Annotated in this window: 15 protein-coding genes and 1 tRNA gene; 5 read left to right on the top strand and 11 right to left on the bottom strand. The window is 60.2% G+C overall.

Annotated elements, in window-relative coordinates:
* Positions 1-9: 9 nt before the first annotated feature.
* The 7 genes from soxB to G315_RS0101000 all read right to left on the bottom strand — a co-directional run bounded on the left by soxB (position 10) and on the right by G315_RS0101000 (position 7,467).
* Complete coding sequence (gene soxB / locus G315_RS0101030) at positions 10-1,743, bottom strand: thiosulfohydrolase SoxB (protein WP_018145768.1); 1,734 nt, start codon at positions 1,741-1,743, stop codon at positions 10-12.
* A 456-nt stretch (positions 1,744-2,199) separates the two neighbouring features.
* Entirely contained in the window at positions 2,200-3,204 is a 1,005-nt protein-coding gene (locus G315_RS0101025) for a class I fructose-bisphosphate aldolase (RefSeq protein ID WP_018145769.1), read from the bottom strand.
* A gap of 139 nt (positions 3,205-3,343) precedes the next feature.
* Positions 3,344-4,531, bottom strand: coding sequence for an NAD(P)/FAD-dependent oxidoreductase (locus tag G315_RS0101020; RefSeq protein ID WP_018145770.1), 1,188 nt, complete (start codon positions 4,529-4,531; stop codon positions 3,344-3,346).
* 49 nt (positions 4,532-4,580) lie between these two features.
* Positions 4,581-5,129 (bottom strand): RDD family protein, encoded by a 549-nt coding sequence (locus tag G315_RS0101015; protein ID WP_018145771.1) that lies wholly within the window; start codon positions 5,127-5,129, stop codon positions 4,581-4,583.
* Positions 5,130-5,178: 49 nt separating this feature from the next.
* Positions 5,179-6,741 (bottom strand): phospholipase D family protein, encoded by a 1,563-nt coding sequence (locus tag G315_RS0101010; RefSeq protein WP_019611725.1) that lies wholly within the window; start codon positions 6,739-6,741, stop codon positions 5,179-5,181.
* A gap of 148 nt (positions 6,742-6,889) precedes the next feature.
* A tRNA-Val gene (locus tag G315_RS0101005) sits at positions 6,890-6,966 on the bottom strand.
* Between the two features lie 273 nt (positions 6,967-7,239).
* The gene (locus G315_RS0101000) at positions 7,240-7,467 is read right to left on the bottom strand and encodes a helix-turn-helix transcriptional regulator (protein WP_019611724.1); all 228 of its coding nucleotides are present in this window, start codon (positions 7,465-7,467) and stop codon (positions 7,240-7,242) included.
* A 99-nt stretch (positions 7,468-7,566) separates the two neighbouring features.
* Here G315_RS0101000 and G315_RS0100995 point away from each other — a divergent pair, with 99 nt between their 5' ends.
* From G315_RS0100995 to G315_RS0100980, 4 genes are read left to right on the top strand one after another with little or no spacing between them, the layout of a single operon-like run.
* Positions 7,567-7,815, top strand: a complete 249-nt coding sequence (locus tag G315_RS0100995) for a hypothetical protein (protein ID WP_019611723.1) — start codon at positions 7,567-7,569, stop codon at positions 7,813-7,815.
* Positions 7,816-7,846: 31 nt separating this feature from the next.
* Entirely contained in the window at positions 7,847-9,043 is a 1,197-nt protein-coding gene (locus G315_RS0100990) for a site-specific integrase (protein WP_019611722.1), read from the top strand.
* Complete coding sequence (locus G315_RS0100985) at positions 9,033-9,323, top strand: hypothetical protein (protein ID WP_019611721.1); 291 nt, start codon at positions 9,033-9,035, stop codon at positions 9,321-9,323. Before G315_RS0100990 ends, G315_RS0100985 begins: the two co-directional genes overlap by 11 nt.
* The gene (locus G315_RS0100980; RefSeq protein ID WP_019611720.1) at positions 9,316-10,278 is read left to right on the top strand and encodes a TraI domain-containing protein; all 963 of its coding nucleotides are present in this window, start codon (positions 9,316-9,318) and stop codon (positions 10,276-10,278) included. Before G315_RS0100985 ends, G315_RS0100980 begins: the two co-directional genes overlap by 8 nt.
* Positions 10,279-10,558: 280 nt before the next feature.
* Here G315_RS0100980 and brxL read toward each other — a convergent pair whose 3' ends face one another.
* The 4 genes from brxL to G315_RS14605 form a co-directional block, all read right to left on the bottom strand.
* On the bottom strand, positions 10,559-12,625 hold the full coding sequence (brxL, locus tag G315_RS0100975) for a BREX system Lon protease-like protein BrxL (RefSeq protein ID WP_019611719.1): 2,067 nt from the start codon (positions 12,623-12,625) through the stop codon (positions 10,559-10,561).
* 3 nt (positions 12,626-12,628) lie between these two features.
* Positions 12,629-15,154: a PglZ domain-containing protein gene (locus G315_RS0100970; RefSeq protein ID WP_019611718.1), complete on the bottom strand. Its 2,526-nt coding sequence runs from the start codon at positions 15,152-15,154 to the stop codon at positions 12,629-12,631.
* A 109-nt stretch (positions 15,155-15,263) separates the two neighbouring features.
* Complete coding sequence (locus tag G315_RS0100965; RefSeq protein ID WP_019611717.1) at positions 15,264-17,111, bottom strand: DUF262 domain-containing protein; 1,848 nt, start codon at positions 17,109-17,111, stop codon at positions 15,264-15,266.
* On the bottom strand, positions 17,108-17,863 hold the full coding sequence (locus G315_RS14605) for a hypothetical protein (RefSeq protein ID WP_196801691.1): 756 nt from the start codon (positions 17,861-17,863) through the stop codon (positions 17,108-17,110). Before G315_RS14605 ends, G315_RS0100965 begins: the two co-directional genes overlap by 4 nt.
* Between G315_RS14605 and G315_RS14600 the strand changes: the two genes are divergently transcribed.
* Positions 17,828-18,214, top strand: a complete 387-nt coding sequence (locus G315_RS14600) for a hypothetical protein (protein WP_196801690.1) — start codon at positions 17,828-17,830, stop codon at positions 18,212-18,214. The two genes, G315_RS14605 and G315_RS14600, sit on opposite strands and share 36 nt — an antisense overlap.
* The last annotated feature ends 547 nt before the right edge of the window (positions 18,215-18,761 follow it).

Here is an 18,761-nt window from a genome sequence, read left to right as displayed (position 1 = left end):
AAACGCCGATCAGCGATCCAGGCCAGGATCACCCGCGACGTTCTTCAGCTTCGGCAGGTAGGGCTTGCCGGGGCTGATGGTGTCGCGATCGCGCAGATACCCGGCGACCACATCCCATACCGGATCGGTATCCAGCGGCTCGTGGACATTGGCCCAGCCGGCGACCACGTAGTTCTTGTCCGGGTCCAGCGGCTCACCGTTGATGTGCATGTCGCTGATACGGCTACCCATCGATTCGTGCGGATCGATGGTGTATTCGATGCCGGAGGTCCGCACCATGTCCCCGCCGCGGTGATGGTAGGGATTGGCATTGAAGATCGAGTTGGCCACGTCCTCCAGGGCATTCTTCAGTTGGGCACCGGTCATCTCGTTGCGCTGCGTCTCCGAGTAGGTGGTCGCGGTCTGCGTCATCAACTCCTCGAAGGTGATGGGCGAACCCGGCAGGACGCTAATGCCCCAGCGGAAGCCGGGCGACAGGGCCACCTCGGCATCCATTTCCTTGATCATCGCATCCATGATGACCTCGTCGAAGGTACCGTTGAAGTTGCCGCGGCGGTAAAGAACACCGTCGGTTACGGCCAGTTCTTCATTCAGTTTGTCCTCATAGGGCTCGCGCACCGAGCGGATGTGCTCCTCCATCTCGGCATCCGCCTCGATCAGGTTGGAGAACACCGGCAGCAGCGTGAACTTGTAGTCGCGGATGCCGCTGTCGGTCACGTCGAGATCCATCACGCCAAGGAACTTGCCATTGGAACCGGCATTGGTGACCAGCGTGGTCTCGCCGCCGGCATTCTCGATCTCCATCGCGCCCGGCACCGCGTCATGCGTGTGCCCGCCCATGATGATGTCCACATCGCGCAGGCGACGGGCCATCTCCATGTCGGTGACCATCCCGTTGTGCGACAGGATCGCCACCACCTTGGCGCCCTTCTCGCGGCACTCGTCGATCATGCGCTGCATGTTCTCGTCGCGGATGCCGAAGCTCCAGTCCGGGAACATGTAGTCGGGGTTGGCCACGGATGTATAGGGAAACGCCTGGCCGATCACGGCGACCGGCACGCCATTCATCTCGCGGATGGTATAGGGCTCGAACACCGGGTCGCCCCAGTCGCGATCCTCGATGTTCTGCGCCAGGAACTCGATGTTGTTGGGTTTGAAGTCGTTTTCGATGATCTCCATCACCCGCTCGTCGCCGAAGGTGAACTCCCAGTGGCCGACCATGATGTCCACGCCCAGCAGTTTCTGCGCATCGACCATGTCCTGCCCGTTCGTCCACAGCGACGTGGCGGAGCCCTGCCAGGTATCGCCACCATCCAGCAGCAGGGAATTCGGGCGATCCGCGCGCAGCTTCTGGATCAGCGTGGACAGATGGGAGAACCCACCCAGACGACCGTATTTCTCGGCCGCATACTTGAAGTCCATATGGGTGACAGCATGCGCCAGCGGCGTGCCCGGCTGGATATCGAAATATTCCAGCATTTCCTTGCCGGCCAGCACTGGCGGCTTGCCCTGCATATCGCCCACGCCGATGTTCACGTCCGGCTCGCGGAAGTGCACCGGTTTCAGCTGCGCGTGGCAGTCGGTGTAGTGCAGCAGCGACACGTTGCCGAATTTCGGCAGGTCGTACATGTTCGCATCGGCCGGCTTCCAGGACCCCTTCTCGCCTGCCCAGGCATTCATCGAGAAGCCGGCGGCACTGGCCGCGACCATGGCTTCGAGAAACTCTCTGCGCGTGAGACTCATATGGATCTCCTTGGTGGCTTGGTTTTATCCGGGACGCCAATCGCACCCCTTACCAAGCTCCCGACGCACGGCCACCGCGAATGTTCCCCGAACCGGGCGGGGGAATGCGCACAACAAAAGCGTATTTTCGCGCTGTTTGATGGAGATCGGGAGGAAAACACGCCATTTCCTGAGTGTTGGCGAATTTCCATCTTTTTGCCACGCCCGTCACATTTCGCACCGGTGCAGACACAAAAAAGCCTGCTATCCGGAGATAGCAGGCCAAGACGCGACATACACCGTCGGAAGCAATCGGCCCGCAGCGCACGCTGGGGGATCGTGCATCCCTTGCTGGGCCGAGGATCGGATCCGACGATCTCAGGCTAGTCAGCCTTCCGACGGTCTTTCTTGATCCAGATCAATGTATACGGCGATCCGTTTGCTGCGCTTGCGCACCGCGGCTGGCAGGCGGCGACCTCAGGCCCCGTACTTTCCCTGGGCCGCCAGCCCGTTGTCCCGGGCGCGCTCGAACACCGTCTGCTGGGCCTTCTCGAAATTGGCGGCGGGATCCTTGCCCCAAAGCTCCATCGCGGCCTGCTGCATGCCACGGCCATAGGAGAAGGACAGCGGCCACGGTGTCCCACCGATCTGGTTCATGGCGTCCAGGTGGTTGGTGGCATCGGCGTCGCTCTGCCCGCCCGAGAGGAACACCACCCCTGGCAGGATCGCCGGCACGGCGGATTCCAGGCAGCGCAGGGTCGCATGGGCGACGTCCTCGACACTGGCCTGCTCGGGGCAGTCCTTGCCCGGCAGCACCATGCTGGCCTTGAGGATGGTGCCCTCGAGCAGCACGTGATGCTCGTACAGCGCCCGGAACACGGCCCGTTGGGTCGCCTCGGTCACGCCGTAACAGGTCTCGATGTCATGGTCGCCATCCATCAGGACCTCGGGCTCCACGATCGGCACGATCCCGTGCTCCTGGCACAGTGCGGCATACCGTGCCAGGGCATGCGCATTCGACTCGATGCAGGTATCCGTGGGCATGGTCTCGCCAATGGTGATGACCGCGCGCCATTTGGCGAACCGGGCCCCCATCCGCGCGTACTCCTCGAGCCGCTCGCGCAGTCCGTCCAGGCCCTCGGTCACCTTCTCCCCGGGAAAGCCGGCCAGATCCTTCGCGCCGGTATCGACCTTGATGCCGGGCAGGATGCCGGCCTCGTTCATCACGTCCACGAACGGCTTGCCGTCACGGGTGGACTGGCGAAGCGTCTCGTCATACAGGATCGCGCCCGAGATGTACTCCTTCAGCTTCGGCGTCGTCAGCAACAGCTCGCGGTACGTGCGGCGGTTCTCCTCGGTATTCTCGACACCGACCGCGCCCAGGCGCTTGGCAATCGTCCCCGTCGATTCATCAATGGCGATGATGCCCTTGCCGGGGGCCACCATCGCTTCGGCCGTCTCTACCAACTGATCGATCTTCATGCCTGCTCCTTGGGTTTCTGCGTGGGACTGCCTTCGAAGAGTAGTCACCCTCCGCGGGTTCTTCCAACCCGACAGGGAAAACCCCACCACAGTTTCCGGAACAGCACGAAAGGCCGTGTGCACGGCGCACGAAAACCGCTCAGGCGTACTCGCCCGCGGCGTGTCCGGAGGCCCAAGCCCACTGGAAGTTGTGGCCACCCAGGTGCCCGGTTACATCCACCACCTCGCCAATGAAGTAAAGGCCCGGGATCGTCCGGCACTCCATCGTCTTGGATGACAGCGCAGCGGTATCCACCCCGCCCAGGGTGACCTCCGCCGTACGATAACCCTCGGTCCCTGCGGGCCACACCGTCCATGGCTGACAAGCGGCCACTACCTGCTCGATATCCGCGTTGCTCAAGTGCTCCAGCGCCCGGTTCTCCACCCACAGCTCGCACCAGCGCTGCGCAACCCGGCGCGTCAGCTGCTCGCCCAACACACTCTTGAGCTCCAGCTTCGGTCGCTGTTCGCGCAGTTCGCGCAAATGCGCCGCCAGATCCATGCCCGGGAACAGGTCGATCGCCACCGCTTGCCCCTCCTCCCAGTAGGACGACGCCTGCAACACCGCCGGCCCGCTCAGCCCCCGATGCGTAAACAGCAGATTCTCCCGAAACCCCATGCCCCCGGCCGTCGTCACCGTATCCAGCGCCACACCCGAAAGCCCCTCCAGCTCCTCCAGGGGCCGCCCGCTCAGGGTGAACGGCACCAGGGCCGGACGGGTTGGCTGCACCGGCAGCCCCAGCGAACGCGCAAGGTCCAGCCCGAATCCGGTGGCCCCCATGCGCGGGATGGAATAGCCGCCCGTGGCGATCACCAGCGACTCGCAGGCAATGGCCTCCGCACCGGCCTTCAGGCGGTGCGGCGTGCCCGTTTCCACATCCGTCACCGGCGTGTCGGTGCGCACCGTGACACCGGCCGCCGCGCACTCGTCCAGCAGCATCTGCACGATGTCCTTCGACGAATGGTCGCAGAATAGCTGGCCCAGCTTCTTCTCGTGGTACGGAATGCCGTGCTTTTCCACCAGGCCGATAAAGTCCCACTGGCTGTAGCGGCTGAGCGCGGACTTCACGAAATGCGGGTTCGCGGAGATGAAATTCTCCGGCTCGCAGTACATGTTGGTGAAGTTGCAGCGGCCGCCGCCCGACATCAGGATCTTCTTCCCGACCCGGTTGGCGTGGTCCAGTACCAGCACCCGGCGCCCGCGGTCGCCCGCCGTCAGGGCACACATCAGCCCGGCTGCCCCGCCCCCGATCACGACCACATCGAAATGCTTCGCCGCCTCACTCATGGCGCGCGCTGCGGCTCGAACCGGGAGTCGGGCGTCGTCCCCGGCACAATCAGCGCACCCACTCCTTGCGCACCACCAGGGTCTGCGCGATCAGGTCATGCAAGGCCTGCCGACGCTTGGTAAAGGCCACCATGATGTAGCCGATCATCAGGATCAGCCCGGACAGGATGGTCGCGAAATGCCGCCCGGTCGCACGCAGGAACGAGATCCGCTCGCCCTGGAAGTCCACCACCCGCAGCCCGAACACCATCTTGCCCAGCGTCGCCTGGTATTGGGAGCTGTGCATGCCGGCCCAGTACAACCAGGCCACCACGACATTCACCAGAAACCAGGCCGCCTCCCCCGGCGGCACAGGGTCATCCGGCCCGCGCGCGGCCAGGGTCTCCGGGCTGATCAGCGCCTGCGCCACGATCTGCGGGACCCCGATAATCACCGCATCCAGCAGATAGGCCCCCACGCGCACCCAGAAGCCACCGTAGGCCGCGCGCGCCTCGGGCGGGCCGTCGTCACTACCGACTCCGGCCGCCAGTGGCGCACCACACTGAATACAAAACCGCGCCTCTGGCGGGTTCTGCTTGCCACACTGTCCACAATCCATGATGTCTCGCTCTCCCTTTATGTTGTGCGGTCTCGCCGGGGCGGTCCGCCTACAATAACGGCTCGACGGGAAGGATCCGGGTCATCCCGGACACAAACCGACGCCACAGACCCGCCTTGGGCTCCTGACGGTAGGCATTTCCGGAACCGTCCCGCCATACCAGACCACCGGATGCATCCCGCTCCACCCGGTAGGCCACCTGCGGTCGAATCCCCCGTTGATGCAGCGCGGCCAGCTGCTCCACCAAAACCGGCTCGGACAGGAACACTCCGGACTCGCTGTTGGTATGCGCCGAGCGCGGGTCCAGGTTGAACGAGCCGACAAAGGCCTCCTCGCGGTCGAAAACCAGCAGCTTGGAATGCAGGCTGGCCTGGGAGGCCTCGATGCCGCGATCGCGCTCCAGGCGCGCCCAGCGCGGCGGCCCGGTCGGACGCAGCTCGAACAGCTCGACGCGTGCATCCAGCAACGCATGTCGCCGTCGCGCATAGCCGGCATGGGTAAAGGCCACATCGTTGGCCGCCAGCGAGTTCGTCAGCACCTGTACACGCACCCCCGACTCGCTCATCCGCGACAGCTGGGCGGTCCCGTCACGCCCCGGAACAAAATACGGCGAGACGATCAGCAGTTCCTGCTCCACCCCCAGCAGCCGCTCACCCAGGGCGTCCGCAACGCGCGAGCCATCGCCTCGTGCACGCGCCTTGGCCTCGTCATCGACCACGAACTCGGCTTGCGTCGTCCACACATATGCCGCCGGATCGGCAATCGGCTGCGGCACCGGTTGCCCATTCAGGGGTTCCATCTGCATCAGGGGATGGGTGTGATTCTGCGCCAGCCAGGCCCGCAAGGACCCCTGCTGCATTGCCAGGCGCTCCGGCGAACCGTCCTTTCGCGCAACGCGCTCGACCCCGATCGCGCCCGGACTGTTCCAGAATTCCACGAACGACCGGTCGATCTCCCGGACCAGCGGCCCCACCACCACCAGATCCAGATCCGCAAAATTGTAATCGGGGCTCACCTCGAAGTACTCGTCCCCGACATTACGCCCGCCCGTAATCGCCAGGCGCCCGTCCACCACCCAGGCCTTGTTGTGCATCCGATGGTTCAGGTCGCTACCGCGAAAAAAGAACTCGGCACTGGCCCGCAGCAGGCCCTCGCGCGTACGAAACGGATTGAAGATCCGAACCTCAACATTCGGATGCTGCGCAATCGCGGCCAGCGTCGCGTCACGCCCGCGCACGTCGACGTCATCCAGGAGCAACGAGACCCGAACGCCACGATCGGCCGCCCCGAGCAATTCGCCCATCAACACCCGTCCGGCAGCATCGTCGCGCCAGATATAGGCCTGCACCTGGATTCGTTCGCGCGCCATGCGCACGCTCATCACCCGCCAGCGGAAGGCCTCGGCCCCCTCGTCCAGCAGCCGGAATCCCGTCTTGCCGTGATCACGGGCCGGCGCGAATCCTTCCAGCCACTCCGCCAGCGGTCCTTCTGAGGCGGGGGGCTCCAGCGCTTGCCATCCGCGTTCCGGCGCCGGCTGCAACGGCGCACAACCCGCCGCGAGTGCCAGAAACAGCACTCCCAGAAGCCAGGAAAACCGATACGAATCACGCATGCACAAGCAATCGCCCGACGCGATGCCCCCTTTATCGAATAGCACGCCCGGTGCCAGCCTGACGCCGCGTACGCGCCCTGTCGATACCGACCGCCCAGGCATAAAAAAAGCGAGCCGGGCGGACCCTGACTCGCTTTTTTCAACAAATTGGTAGGCGCGATTGGACTCGAACCAACGACCCCTACCATGTCAAGGTAGTGCTCTAACCAGCTGAGCTACGCGCCTGTCGTCTTCGAGCCGCGTATTCTACCGACTCCCCGCCCCCTGTCAAAGCCTCCCGTAAGCTTCGGACTTTCGAGGCCTTATCTCCCCTCGAGCGATCACGTTTCGATCCCGCAGCGACGGGTTCCTCGAATACGCACGGCACCGAGGCCAATGCCGACAAAAACACTTGAGCCCATCTGGGGCCCACGTGGAGCCCACCGCTAGCCCAAGGGCCTTTGGCGGGCCATCCCTCGTCGCTCGAAAAGTGAGCACCACCCATTCGTGGGCCCAGCTTTACTGAGGCTCCTCGACACGTTCGGCGAGCTCGCAGACGGAGCACCCGAAGTAAGCGCAAAGCGCATCAAGGTTATCGGTTGTTGTGTTGTACCCCTTCTGATTCGCGATCTTCGATAGCGTCGTCCGGTTGACGCCCGTTTCGCGTGACACCTCGTCAAAGGTGATACGGCGACCTTCCGCGAAAGACTTGTCGGCCATCCGCTCTTTCAAGAGAAATCGAATCATAAATGTGCCTGTGGGGATCGGTTTGTTCTTGACAGGAACAAACGTTAATCGTAATATTTGTTGCGTAGGGTTAACGTTTGTTACGCAAAGGAGGCTATCGTGAATCAGAACACCTACCTTACCCCCGAACAAGCTGCGGCGCGACTGCACTTCTCGACGCGGTACTTCCGAAACATCGTCATGAAGCGGGACCTCATCGAGGGCGTCCACTTCATCCGCGCGTTCGACCGGCGCAAGTACCTGGTTATCTGGGAGCGCGTCGAGCAAGAACTTCTCCGAGACCATCCCATAGCATCCACCATCGACGCGGGTATCCCGATGTCAAAGGGGGGCCGCTGCTATGCCTAACATCCGCCGGCACCACAACGGAAAACTCTTCATGGATTTTCGTTACCAGAACGTCCGTTGCAGGGAATACACCAGGCTCGACGACACCCCCGCCAATCGCAAACGCTTGGAACGCGCTATGGAGAAGATCCAGGCCGAGATCGTCCTGGGTACCTTCGATTACGCCAAAACGTTTCCCAACAGCCCTCGCGCGGCACGGTTCTCTCAACCCACGTCTGTGCTACAAGCCACAGAAGGCGCAAACGCAGGCCCTACGTTCCAGGAGTTTGGGGAGACCTGGTTTGCTGAGAACGAGCCCACCTGGAAGCCGTCCTACCGGACGAAGCTGCGGGACATCTTCGATAAGCAACTGGCCCCGCAGTTCGGGGAAAAGAAAGTCAGCGACATCCAGAAATCCGAGATCCTCCAGTACCGCGCCGAACTCGCCAAAGTATGCCGCGACACTGGAAAAACGCTGTCCGCGTCCCGGATCAATCAAATCATGAATGTGCTCCGGCAGATCCTGGTGGAAGCCGCTGACCGATTCGACTTTATCACGCCCTATCAGGGTATCAAGCCGCTGCGTGTCCCCCGGACGCAGGTCGACCCTTTCTCGCTGGAGGAGGTCCAGAAGTTTCTCGATACCGTCGACCCCAAGTGGCGGCCGTACTTCATCGTCCGGTTCTTTACAGGTATGCGGACATCCGAGGTGGACGGTCTGAAGTGGCAGTACGTGGACTTCGACCGACGGGAGATCCTCGTCTATTCCGCCCGCGTCAACGGTGAAGACACCACGACGAAGACCGACGGGTCGATGCGCACCATCCAGATGTCCGAGATGGTCTATCAAGCGCTCTTGCAGGCCCGAGAAGAGATGCGCGAACGGCCTGTCTCCTGTCGGAGTGATTACGTGTTCTCCAGTCGCTTCGGCTATCCGCTCTCGTACCACAACGTCAATCACCGCGTGTGGTACCCGACGCTCAAGAAGGCCCAGCTCAAACGCCGCAACCCCTATCAGACGCGCCACACGGCCGCGACGCTGTGGCTTGCCGCTGGTGAGAGTCCGGAGTGGATTGCCCGTCAGATGGGGCACTCCAACACCAAGATGCTGTTCACCGTGTACTCGAGGTATGTCCCGAACCTCACCCGCCAGGATGGCTCCGCCATGGAGCGACTGCTGCGCTCGCGCATGCAATTTCCTCAGACCACTCCCGATCCGGTCACCGAGGAGGTCTCCGATGATGAGTGAGTCCCCGAAGACGACTCGCGTCGGCAACCACCTGATGCAAACCGATGCGCCACAACAGATGGCATGGGCGCTCATTCGTGCATATCAACTCGAGCACCGGCTCGACCTCGCCCAAGCGCTTGGTACCGATCCCAGCGAGACCATCCTTGAAACGGTCGCCGCATGGATCGCCAGGGAACTGCCTTACACCCCCATGGCATTGGACGGCGCAGTGATCAACTGGCTCGCATCCCGCCTCGAGGAAGCGCTCAAAGCTCAGGAGGCGACCGGCCATGTGTAAGACCGTCGCAGACGTAAAGAGCCTGCTGGCAAACCCGGAGTCCGAGATCGACGTTCCCGTCACTGGGACCTTCGGTGCAGAGATCGGCAAACCGAGGTCCGGGCGGAATGGCGTGGCGTACTACCTCGTGGATCTTTGGGATTACACGGGCAGCGTTCGCGCCTTCGCGCCGAAGACGGACTGGCAAGGAATTCTCCCGGGCCCGCGATCAACGCTGGACTGCGGTATCGAATTGCGACGCGACCGCCACGGGCAAGCCCAGGCGGTCCTCCGTCCCACTCGGGAAACCGATAATCCGAGGTCCTCAATCGAACTGCTTCCTGGCCACGTCGCCCCCAATGTCGAAGACCTGGAACGGCTTGTCGACTTGGCCAGCGCCTTGCGCACGCCCGCCTATCGCGCATTTCTCGAGAACGTCTTTTGTGACCAGTCCTTCACCCGACTCTTCGTGACGCTCCCGGCATCCAAAAGCTGTCACCACACGGATGCCGGTGGCCTGCTCTCTCACAGCCTGGAAGTCGCAGAGGCGCTTAAGGCGGCCACGCGCGAGCTCCCGAACACCCCAGAGTTGTTCGCCGAAGCCGCTGTGGTGGTCGCCCTGCTTCACGATGCCGGGAAGGTTCTGCTGCGCGGACCCGCCGGCCATCGTTATCCCTGTCGCCACCACGACCACGACCACCTGTTGGAATTGGCTCTTAGTGGTCCGCTGACCCGGCTGAAGCAAACCAATCAGAATGCTACCGGGGTTCTCTGGGGCACGATCAAGGCATACCAAAGCGGCGACACCTACAACATGCCCCTGGCAGGAGTCATTCGCGGCCTGGATGGGACAAGCGCCCAGAACAGCGGGCTCAAGACGCATCTCACCTCAAACCCCGGCTACTACTGGACCAAGCTCGGAGGCCGGCGCCCGGTCTGGATCCCGCCGACGCTCAATCATCACAGCGTGCCCTGAGCTGGGGAAACCTTCCCCTTATCAGCCTTGGACGCACCCAAAGGGCGCTATCCACCAGCCTCAGGGCCCGCTCCCGATACCCTTCGGCCGACAGACACCTTCTTCGACCTTACTCAACATTCGTGCGCCCGGAAAGCGAACATCCGACGGCTACCTGCTACCCCAAAATCTCTTTCCATTGTCATCTACGCACGCCAACGGACGATTCCGCAAAGACAGCACTTCGGGTACCACCCACTCAGTTCCTCATCTTCAATAACGACGTTTTTTGTCGCCACCTCTACGGTTTAAAGATGTCGACCTTTGTCTCGAGGCACCGCCGCATCGCCAAGTCGTGTGCTCCCACTCCGAACCAAAGATCCGGTTTTTGGTAAAAATCCAGCCCCCGCCCAATTTTAACCACCCAACCGTTGTCTATCTTAATCTCGCGGTCATGAAGATTCTCATTGATCAGAATTGCCAACTCAATATCCTGTTCAAGAAGGCTTTGTTTGAGCTCCTCAAAACGATCATTCAAAATCTTCAAGTCGGTTTCCTTATCATAACTTGTGGTCAGTACGACCTTCCGAATCGTAGGAACCTTAATAACTGCTTCACAGAAACGCACAAAATTATGCACCTGATGGGTAGCCCGGATGTATGGGTCTTCTACTTCTACCCTCTTTGCTCCGGCAAGGTATGGCGAGAGCAGCATCTCGTAGCTATAACCTGTATCACCGTAATGAATGGTAAAATGTTGTTCCTCTGGCTCACCATGCGCCACCAGATCTGGCCCACCGACGGCAGCTTGATTTTTAACATCCGGCCGAGTCGCAGTTGTGGATGAAGGTGGCGAAGCCGATATGTCATTGCCACCTTCGTTTATATTCCGCCTACTGGGATCTTGCGTCGCCTGGGCATTTTTAGACTCAGGACAGTAGACCACGACCTCTTCGCCCTCCGCGCGGAAATAAGAAAGGTTTATGCGCGAGAACTCATCATCCGTCTTTCGCTTGTTCATCTGCTCTTTGATACGCCGCCTGGCCTCCACCGCGTAAGCCACGTACTCCTCAAACTCTTCATCGCTGGGTTTGCCGTTTGGATGTAGGATCTTCAGGAACGCGCAGACAGTTTTCTTGATCCCTTTCTCGTCCCGACCCTCTACGGCATCGCCGAGCCTAATCCGGCTAGAGACCTCCTCATACCGGTTGGTCTGTTTGAACTGAAAATGGAAAGCCTCTGCCAGGTAGTCGGTGATGAATCCATAATTGTTGGTGAGGAAATCGCTACTGTTCTTCGGCATCTCCCAGCCCGGGACATAGCAGGCAAAGCGATCCTGAATCGCAAGATCGAATTCTTTGGGCAATGGCTGGAAAAGATCATGCACCTCGGAATTGACGATCTGGGATACAGACAAATCAAGATTGCCAACATAGGCCATAGACGCTTCGGCAATCACTTCTACGCCGCGGGAAAAGCGACCATTCGCCATGAAATCCTTCATGATCTGGATCGTGTCAGGGTCCTTGATTTTGATCCCACCGACCTCATCAAAGGCTACCGTGTCCCAAAATCCCACCAAACCGATTTTGCGGCGTTGCACGTTGTAAAATAGGGTCGCCTTGGTCGCTTGGCCACCACTAATTAGCGTCGAGTAGGGCGAGAATTCGCTGTAGAAGTACGATTTTCCGGTCCCACGTGGCCCAAGCTCAATAAAATTGAAGTTCGGTTCGATCAATGGCGCCAGGCGAGCAACGAAGTGGAACTGCTCGCGCGTCGACAGCTTGCTTGGCTCCAGACCCACTGAGCGGAGAATTACACCCAGCCAGTCGTCACGACTAAAGGCATCCCGGCCCTCGCAGTATCGGTCGAAATCGAAGCGACTAAGCTGGATGGGCCTCAGCTCTTCGACAAAAAAGGCGTAATCGTCGTCCTCGATATCGTTGTACGCGATGGTGACCTCGGCCCACAATCCTCCCTGAAGCAGGCGTTCGTTGTCACGATAGAACTTTTCGCTGATGGCCACGCGCCGGGAATCGAAATTCTCCAATGCCGCCCAATGGCGGCGATCCTTCTCGACGTAGTTGACGTGCACCTTGTCTATAAACCGGTGCTTTCCCTTCGTCGCAACGCGCGACTGTGCGGCGTTTGCTTCGTTAGGGCGCACATAGTTGTCGTTGAGCGTATCCAGAACGGCTTCCATGCCCGCCTGGATCTCCTCCGGCTCGTCGCTGGCGCAGTAGCGGGCCAGCAAGAACTCCAGCACGAAGGTAGGCACGTTCGTGCCCTTCTTGATGCGATGAAGGAGGTCCTTGCGCACCACCTTCCCATCGAACAGGGACATCAACTGCTGATCGAGATCATCCATGGCTTAAACCGTATAGTCGCTTTCAAGTTCAATTTGGCTGTATACGGCGTGCGTCCTCGGGTCCAATGCCTTCACCTTAAACTTGCCTTCAAACTCCATCTGCATCTTGAGCGTCACCTTCACCGACTCCCCCGCCTGAAGGGTTAGCGTACCTGTAGCCGGATTCACCGGGCCGCCGGTTCGCGCTTCACCCACCACATTGCCACGCTTGTCATGCGCCTCCAGCAAGATTTCGTAGCTCCCTTCGCTCGAGAACATATCCACTGCATCCACGGTCACATCGATCACCGGCACTCGGGTGGTGATCCGGGTCGCACCGTTCTTATATCGGATCGTCACCTGGGCACGCTTCACGCTTGGCTGGTCCTGCTGCCTAAGCTGCATCCGAATCACCGGCACAACACATTCCTGCAGCGAGGCGCCTCCGTGAAAGTACTGCAAGCCCGAACGGTATGCCGCCATACTCAGCGGGGCAGCAAAACGCGCCGCATTGCCGCGCATTCCCACCCGTTCCGCCTCCATCACCAGGTGGTGGTCGTCGGCAGAGCCATCACCCAGGGCACAGCGGTCATGCACAATCAGCCAGTCCCCATGCGGTTTGGACGCCCTGTCCCCAGCGCCCGCATGTGTATTCATGAAGAAGCCGTGGTCGGTAACGATGACGACCTCATTGAACTTGTGCTTGATCAGCCGGTGTACCGCCATCCGGATCCGCTTCAGTGCATTCTTGATCTCTACAGGCGCCGTTTCAGGATGATTCTCGAAGTGACTGTCGATCTCGACCGACCGCAACACCAAAAGGTCGGTCTCCTCGCCAATTTCGGGACCCTTGTTGCGCACAAAATCCTCAAGCCGCATCTCCGCGAAACGCTGGCCATAGCGACACCGAAACGCCTCCATGCGCTGTGGGACGGACGTGACCGGTTTGCCGTCCAGCCTCGGGGTCAGTCCGTCCTCATGCTTTTCAACTTCCAAGTGATCGCTCGCGCCTGGAAGCAGGCTAGCCATGCCCACGGGGGTCACGCTCGGTAGCTGCGCAAGCGCCGCTTGTAACTCGATCACGCCATCCTCGGCTAGTTGCTTCTCCAGCGCCACGCCCAACTCATAGCGCAGCGCGTCCACCATCACGTACGCCACCTTGTGGCCGTTTTGTTTCAGCCCAGGCGCCACCAAGCGATCGAACACCTGTGAATTCGCCAACATGCCGAGCAATGGCCATCCGGTTTTCGCTAGGCCTCGCATAAACACCTGCTGAGCCGCTTCGGCCAACTTGGCGTACCCCTTGCGGGCGCCTTGAATCAGGCCGATCATCTCGCCCGCTGTATCCTGCCACTCATAATCTGCCACCGCGTGTTCGAACTCGCGGTGGAGCCGGTCGACCTCCCGCAGCCGTCCTACATAAAACTGCACCAGTGATTCGAGGCTCGCCGCATGCCCGGCTAGCTGGCCTTCCAGATCCCCGCAGTCCTGCGAAAGGGCCGTGGCGGCCTCTACCAAATACCATTTGGCACGGCTCTCCCCCTTGCCAATCCACACAGAACTTTCATGCTGTTTCAGAATGGCTCGAACGCGTACCAGATCACCTAGCTCGTAGGCCGTCATCGCCTGAGCTAGGAACGTCCGCTCCTCGAACGGGAAGGTGTCGCGGAGCCCAAGATCAGTGAACCCTTGGCAATGGGTTGGCAAATCCAGGTCGCCCTCGATTTCCTCGGCCTTCTCGATGTACAGATCCTGGCGGCGGCGATCGTTACGGAGCGCATCACAAAGCGCCTCGACAATTGGGCGCGCACCCTCCTCGGCTCTTGGAATGTCGCCCAGGGCATCGGGCAACTCCCCGGGCAGGTCAAAAGCGAACTCACTGAACAGCACGAATCGCCAAAGCTCGTCCGCGATTGGGGACCAGGTCTTTCCGCGGGTGCGAAGCTTCAACCCCAATGATCGGCTGAACAAATCCCGTGCCTCGTTCACCCACGCCTCGTTGGCCCTCAAGGCCTGGAGCTGGCCCTCGGTCGGCGTCAATAGGCCCAGCAGAATGTCCCGGCTGGATTCAGCGTTCAACAACGCCCTTAGGTTCGGCCAGCCAACGCCCCCCCCAACCGCGTCGATGACCGAAAATTCCGGATCGGAATTGTTCTCGAAAAGGCGCCGAAGCTCGTCGGCATGTTCGGGCTTGGCCTTCAGGCACAAGGTCTGGAAGCTGTCGCCGTCCCCATCGGGGAACAACGCGCCACAAGCTGCAAACGGAGAAAATGGATCGGTCTGTTTCTGCTCGGGCTCCAAGGGCGCCTCCGCCGGCACGTATACGACCAGACCATTCAGTTCCCCACGCCCCAGCGAACGGAGCGCCCGCATAGCCTCCTCACGGCTCTGGATGCTGCTCTCTGTGGCATCAACCACTTCGCATTGGTCCGACTGAAGACTTCGGCAGAGGCTACGGTACCGGCGCCGTGGATCGTAGACCACCAACACGGAATGTTGACGAACCCGGTCCGCAAACACCTTCTCCTGAATATATGCCTCAATGCCCATACGCTTGCTTCTTCCATCCCATGACTGTCTGTTCCCTCAGCCCCTCAGGCCAGAGCGGCTCTCGCGATGCGTGGCCTTCTTTACGTTCCTTCTTGATCACAGGCCCGAATCAGGCTTCCTCTACTTCCGCTCCCTGCCAAAGCGCGTGGACATCGGGATGCCTGCCGCACGCAAGATCTCCAACTGCTCGGGCAACGCGTTCGGCCCGGTCTCGAAGGAACGCATCAAAATCCCCCCGCAGCTTTTCCACCTCCACGGCATCACCAAGATCGCCGTATTTGGCCTCAGCCAGCCGGTCGTAATCGATAAGGTGCGTTCTCATGCGCTGGCGCACAGTATCTTCTCCGGCCCAGTCCACACGCTCTTTCAGATAGTCCAGTGGATCCTTACGCCCAATCACCCGGTTCGTTCTCCAGGTAATCAGCGCGCAGTTAAGCGCGAGGGAGCTGGGAAGCTCCGCCTCTTGCAGCAACGCATCGGGGAAGATGTGGTGGTACTCCCGCTGTCGAAGATTCTGATAGCTAGCAGGCTGATTGTCGGCGAAGTCACGGGCTTCCAAGTACGTCGTCACCGCCAGCACGCCCCTCGCTTCGATGCCCATGGACTTCGGCCAGCCGGCTGCTAATAGCTCGTCCACGGTTGCAAGGGGATATTCGTTCCGGTCCAGCACGGGCACCTTCGCGACATGCGACTCATCAAACTGGTGATTTTGCAAAACCACCTTGAGCGCCTTGAAATCGGCATAGGCGCGCGAGGCGGAAGAATTTTCGTACCGATCCGTAAAAAACGCGGACCAGATATAGCGTTGCAGAAGTGTTTCCGCCTTACCGCGGTAGTCCCCGTCATCGGGAATTAACTCATAACAGGCCGCGATCACCGGCAACACCGCGTTTGTCGGCAGTCTTGCTGCGTCATAAATTCCCTGGCTTGCGAGGAACGTGGCCATCCGTTCAAGGCCCCGTTCCAAATGCTCCCAATTGTTCACCAAAACCTGCTTATTCATCTCGATCATGCCCCGGTTGTTCGGAGCCTTGTCCTGCAGCAGCGCGGAGGTCGAGAGGATTAGGTCCCGGAGCTCGGCATAGCGCTTGGAATAGGGGCAATGGGAGTCGAGCCGCGCCTCGAGATCATGCAGCGAGCTGCCGGCAACGCTCTCGACCTCTGCGACGATGATGTCGTAGAGCGACAGCGGCTTGCTGTTGGTGTTCATATTGATAAACACCTGGAGCGCCACTTCTTTAGGTGTGGCCGCCGGCAGTGCCAGGTAGGGAAGGTTGAAGTGAGTGACCCGCTCCCTGAGCTGATTGATGGCGTCTTTCAACTTTTCCTGAAGCGTCATGTAGGCCTGGAGCTTTTCGAAGGCATCATCTTGCCCACCCATCGGCTTCAGATGCTGAGTGGCATTGGCTAGCCAGCCAGATATTTCAGCGCTCATGTCGCCGGGCCGCAGAAGCGAGATGGGAAACAGCCCCCTCTCCAAGGTGGACCTGGGGTCATTCGCCCAAAGCGGCATCCGCCTGCCCTGCTTGTCGAACCACCTAGGCTTCATGAAGACCTGAACCTCCTCCCCAGCCTTCTCGGAGCGGGGGTCAAATTCGGGGTGGTAGACGAAGAAGGTTTCGTAGTCGTAGTTGTTATGCATCGCGCGCCAGAAGGCTGTCAGCCGCTGCTGGCCATCCAGCAGGTGCTGGGTAACCGTGCCTTCCTTTTCCGGCTCGGCGGTACTGATATGCCGAGAGACGAATTTCTCATTCTCGTTACCATCAACCTGTAGGATCAACACGACCCCCATTGGCAGGTTGCTGATCACGGTATCCAGGAAGCTAGCGATCCGGTTTCTGTCCCAGGCCTCCATGCGCTGGAAGCGCGGAAGCTTGATCGAGCTCCGCTGGATATCGTAAAACCATTCGCCAAGGCTGCGATCGTGCGCCTTGCTGGACTGCACCATGATGCTCATTCACTGCTCCCTGTGCTTTTCTTCCGGCCGCGCGTCTTCTTGGGCGCCGGCTCGGGTTCGACGTAGAGGTGCTCGAGGTCGTGGGCGATGGCCAGTGACTTGTCGGTGACGCACTTCTCGCGCACCCGGTCCGGCCAGTAGGCCATGGCCAGGTGGGCCCAGTCGTAGTCGCCCTGCTCCAGCTTCTCCCAGGTCTCCTTGAGCACCTTCTGCCACGGCTTGTGTCGAAACAGCGGCCAGAGCGGCGCGGCGGTGATCTGCACGCCGTCGTCGTGGTTGGGCTTGTAGTCTGGGGCGATCTTCAGCAGGGTGTCGCGCAGGTCGGCCAGTTCGTCGCGGAAGTCGCTCAGTTCCTCCAGGCGTTTCTCATCGGCGCGGCTTCGGCTGGCGCCCGCCAGGCGCAGGTGGCCCAGCTCGGTCTCCACCTGCTTGACCTTGGGCTCGACGAAGTCATTAACCGCGGTGAAGAGGGTCTGGTCGGTCAGGTCCGGGTAGTAGAGCCACAGGGTGTAGCTGCCTGATGCCGTGGCCAGCGGCCAGTAGATCGGCGCCTTGCGGCGGCTCTTGGAGTACTGCTGCAGGTGGTACTTGAAGAAGTCTCGGCGAAGCCAGCGGCGCAGGTCCTCGTCGACCTGGGCATCCACCGTCTCCAGCACATCGGCCATCAGCCGCGGCAGGTCATGCTCATGGCCCGGATCATCGACCAGGATGCCGGCATGGCGATGGTAGGGCTCGGCACCGTCGGGCAGCATGCCGGGGCTCTTGGCCGGAAGTGGATCGAAGGGCTCTGGCTCGGGTGGCGCTTCGCGCTCACCGGTGGCCAAGCGCCAGTCGAAGCGGCCGAAGGCAACGCCGGCTGCCCAGGAGAGCAAAGCATCAAAGGGCGGAGACCCTTTAGTATCTTCACTAAAAGGATCATCGGCCTCCTCCGCCTCTCCAACTACCTCGGCCGCCGCCTTACGGTCCTCTTCAGAAAAGCCATAGAGTTCAAAGGTGATATCATCAATTTGGCTCTGAATATTGACCAGCTCTCCATGAATAGCAGATGGATCAAAGTCTCCCAATCGCTCGCGGATGGCCGCTGGCAACAAAAAAGCATGTGAACTCTCTGCCACTGTATCGAGCTTTCGCTTGCATGACCACCCACTAAGAGCGAGCTCCGCAAGTATGCGCTGATGCGTCAACTCTATATCAGGAACTGGTGTTTTCTGAATAATCCCAACTTCGTAGGACCTTGCCGCGGTATCAGCTGCCGCAAGCTGCAATTCGACCAGAACAGAAAAAGGTCTTGAAGCAGTTATTGCCAGCAGTGAAAGTATAGCATCTGGAGCGTCTCCCTCTACAAACGCAGCAGATCCTTTTACAGAGAAAACACAGCCACGAGGAAGGATCCTTAAACCTAAACCACTCGTTGTTCTCGTGGGCCAGGTCAGCCCAGGCGCAAAGTATCTTGACTCACGGTGCATCACCCATTCAGCGTTACCGTTTAAATATGGATAACGCTGAAGAACAAGAGCCTCAATCTCCCTACCATCCTCTTTCCAATTAATCATCAACTGGATATCGCAATAATACTTAGAGTACACCCCACCCTTAGCAAACCCAACCCATTTACAACTTTTACTCAATGGCTCCCAAGACAATCTTAAG

Source organism: Thioalkalivibrio sp. AKL7 (genome assembly GCF_000381705.1).
Classification (GTDB): Bacteria; Pseudomonadota; Gammaproteobacteria; order Ectothiorhodospirales; family Ectothiorhodospiraceae; genus Thioalkalivibrio; species Thioalkalivibrio versutus.
This window is presented reverse-complemented; position numbering and strand designations above follow the sequence as displayed.